Origin of the sequence: Sinorhizobium sp. NG07B (assembly GCF_002532005.1) — a bacterium.
GTDB lineage: Bacteria > Pseudomonadota > Alphaproteobacteria > Rhizobiales > Rhizobiaceae > Sinorhizobium > Sinorhizobium fredii_C.
Genome location: NZ_NWTD01000038.1, coordinates 1 through 2,666 on the forward strand (window position 1 = coordinate 1; position 2,666 = coordinate 2,666).

Genomic DNA, 2,666 nt, shown 5'->3' on the forward strand with positions numbered 1-2,666 from the left:
ACCGATGTTTCAACCTCCGTGAAGGTATCACCAGTCCTCTTAAGCAGCATAAAGTCGTTGGATACAGGTGCGTCAAATGGGCTTGAGATTGCAACGGTTCTTATCTCCGGCTGGTTCTTCAGGATGCTCAAAACACTGTCATTGAAGCGAATACAGTCCTCGCCAAAGGCACGGGGATATGGAGACGCTGCCCGGCTCGAGAAGGCAGCAACGCCGATGGCGGGGAGGCACCCGCTCATGGTGAGTTGCGCCAGGCCGGCTTCACCGACTGTTTTGGCCAAGCCGGGAACAAGTGCCATAGCAAATGAATCGCCCCAGACCAGCAATTCGGGCCTGTCCGCCGTCTGGCACGCATCCGGGATAGTCTGAGGAGGTGATCCTGGGGTAAGATCACATGCTCTTCCCAGGCCGTAATTGATCCGCCGGACGTCGGAAACGCCAACCCTACTTTCGGTTGCGCCAATGCCCATTGCCGGTACGAAGGCGAGAAGAGCCGTTGCGGCGACGAGTCCTGAAGTCATTCGCACATGAGACGTGACGGTTCCCAGTCGGAAGGGTTTCTCGACGAAGCGGTGAAGAGCTAAGCTCGCGACAGCTGAGAAGCCAACTGCCGCGTAGATCGCAACCGCAGGAGGCTCTGACAGCCAAGCAGCCCGAACATAGACCAGCACCGGCCAATGGATCAGATAGAGCGAATACGAGATGTTCCCTATTTTTGCCATGGCTCGGACCGCCACACTCTCGGTGCCGGGCGCCAGCAGGAGAATGAGGGTTGCGACGCAAACTAAAGCGGCATCCACGACAGGGTTCTGCAAACCAGAAGGTCCAATGGGAATAAGGAGGAGAAGCCCAAGCGCCGGGAAGCGCAGTGTCGCGAGCTTGGCAGCCACCCGAGGGCTAGCGGGCAACAAAGCCCCGATGGAACCGACCGCCATTTCCCAAAAGCGGGTCGGCAAAAGATAAAATGCGGCGGTCGGATGTCGAAACGCCACGTAGAAACATAGGATTGCGCTGGCAACCAGTAGCGAGCCAACGCCCAACAGCCACCATCTTTTGGGTGCCAAGGCAAAGAAGGCAGGGAGCACCAGATAACACTGTTCTTCGACAGCAAGCGACCAGAAGTGCAGAAGAGGCTTTGTTTCTGCGGCTCCGCCGAAATAGTCCGCTTGAGACCATAGAACTATATTGCCGGTAAATGTCAGCGCCCCGAACACCTGATTTCGGAGCTCCCGCAGGCCCACATCTGACAGGAACAAAGGCGCAGCGATCGTCGTAAGCGCCAATGACGACGTAAGCCGCCGGCAAGAGGCGCCTCGCACGACGATAATAGAACCCCCAAAAGCTGAACTGTGATTGCTCGAGCTGCCTCATGATGAGGCCAGTGATCAGAAAGCCAGAAATCACGAAGAAAATATCAACGCCGAGATAACCGAACGGCCCGACATCGGTGTGATAAAGCACAACCAGCAGAACAGCTAGACCCCGCAAAGCCTGGACATCGGGTCGGAATTCTCGTGACATTATAGGACCTGTTGATTTTCGATCAGGTGGATGGTTCGCAAAAGCGACACTCAGGCAGGGGTTGCACGCTGCAAGAACGCAAACTTCATGCCTTCTGCAGTCGTACATCGCTTAGGTTCCACGTTCTTCAGTATGTTCACCGGTTACAAAAAGTCGTCGGCGTCGCGTTGGCCATCGCAACCAGGAATCTAATTTGACAAAACGGATGACGACCATCGTCGATTGCCAAATGGATGCTGCGCGGGCCGTGCATACGCACTCGCGATACATTCCGGCCAACCCTGATGAAACGGCGTAGTCCGCTGAAACTGATCGGCGAATTCGCTTACCCGTCTCGTCAGCGTCCGGTCGACGAAGCGAAAACTAGCGGCACGTCGGGCAGGCCCGGCAGCGTCAGCACGTGATAGACACCCGCGTCGCCGGAAAAGACGACCTTCAGGTCCGGTGCCCGCGAGAAGAGGTCGGGTGCCAGTCCGCGATGCCTGTTCCACGGGACCGCCGGGGGCAAATTGCACGACGCAAACGAGATGGCCATGATCCGGACAATCGTTGGAATCATCAGGAGCAGCCGGCGCAGGATATAGGCACCCATCAGGCGAACCCCGGCACATTCGCGCCGCCGACCGCCGGGACCGGCGGCGCTCTCGTTCGCCGTCTATGTCGTTTCAATCCCTGAACTCCTTGGCGCGTCGCATCCTGCCGAGCTGGTCCCGTATTTGAGTGATTCGCTCCGCGCTTTTGAAATCGAGAGATGCCCTGAGTGCAATGCTTCATTGGCTCGCAGCGTTCTTGGACCACCACACAACGGGGAAGCCGAGTCCGTATTTCGGTAGTTCTTGCGGCCGGTCCAGCTTGTCCCAATAGGCTATTTGGGCGGCCAGCTTGTAATAGAGCGGAATGACGTAATTATGGGCGAGCAGCACACGGTCGAGCGCCTTGGTGGCGGCAACCAGCGTCTCCCGATCCTTTGCGAAAATCACGCGCTGGATGAGCGCGTCGACGCCGGGGTCGGAAATGCCGGCATAATTGCGCGAGCCCTGACGTGTGGCGGCTTCCGATCCCCAGTAATCCGCTTGCTCGTTACCGGGGCTCAAGGTCTGGCCCCAGACCTCCCAGGTCATGTCGTAATCGAAGGCGCGCTCCCG

At 57.8% G+C, this 2,666-nt stretch carries 1 protein-coding gene and 4 pseudogenes; all 5 read right to left on the reverse strand.

Going from position 1 to position 2,666, the window contains the following annotated elements; genetic code table 11:
• A partial coding sequence (locus tag CO664_RS31630) for an acyltransferase family protein (RefSeq protein WP_272939093.1) occupies positions 1-1,283 on the reverse strand: 1,283 nt, incomplete at its 3' end.
• A gap of 64 nt (positions 1,284-1,347) precedes the next feature.
• Positions 1,348-1,629, reverse strand: a pseudogene (locus CO664_RS31785) (acyltransferase); the annotation flags it as partial.
• Positions 1,630-1,838: 209 nt separating this feature from the next.
• Positions 1,839-1,990: pseudogene (locus CO664_RS29930) on the reverse strand (glyoxylate/hydroxypyruvate reductase A); the annotation flags it as partial.
• Positions 1,991-2,003: 13 nt separating this feature from the next.
• Positions 2,004-2,113: pseudogene (locus CO664_RS29935) on the reverse strand (microcin ABC transporter permease); the annotation flags it as partial.
• A 178-nt stretch (positions 2,114-2,291) separates the two neighbouring features.
• A pseudogene (locus CO664_RS29940) lies at positions 2,292-2,666 on the reverse strand (ABC transporter substrate-binding protein); the annotation flags it as partial.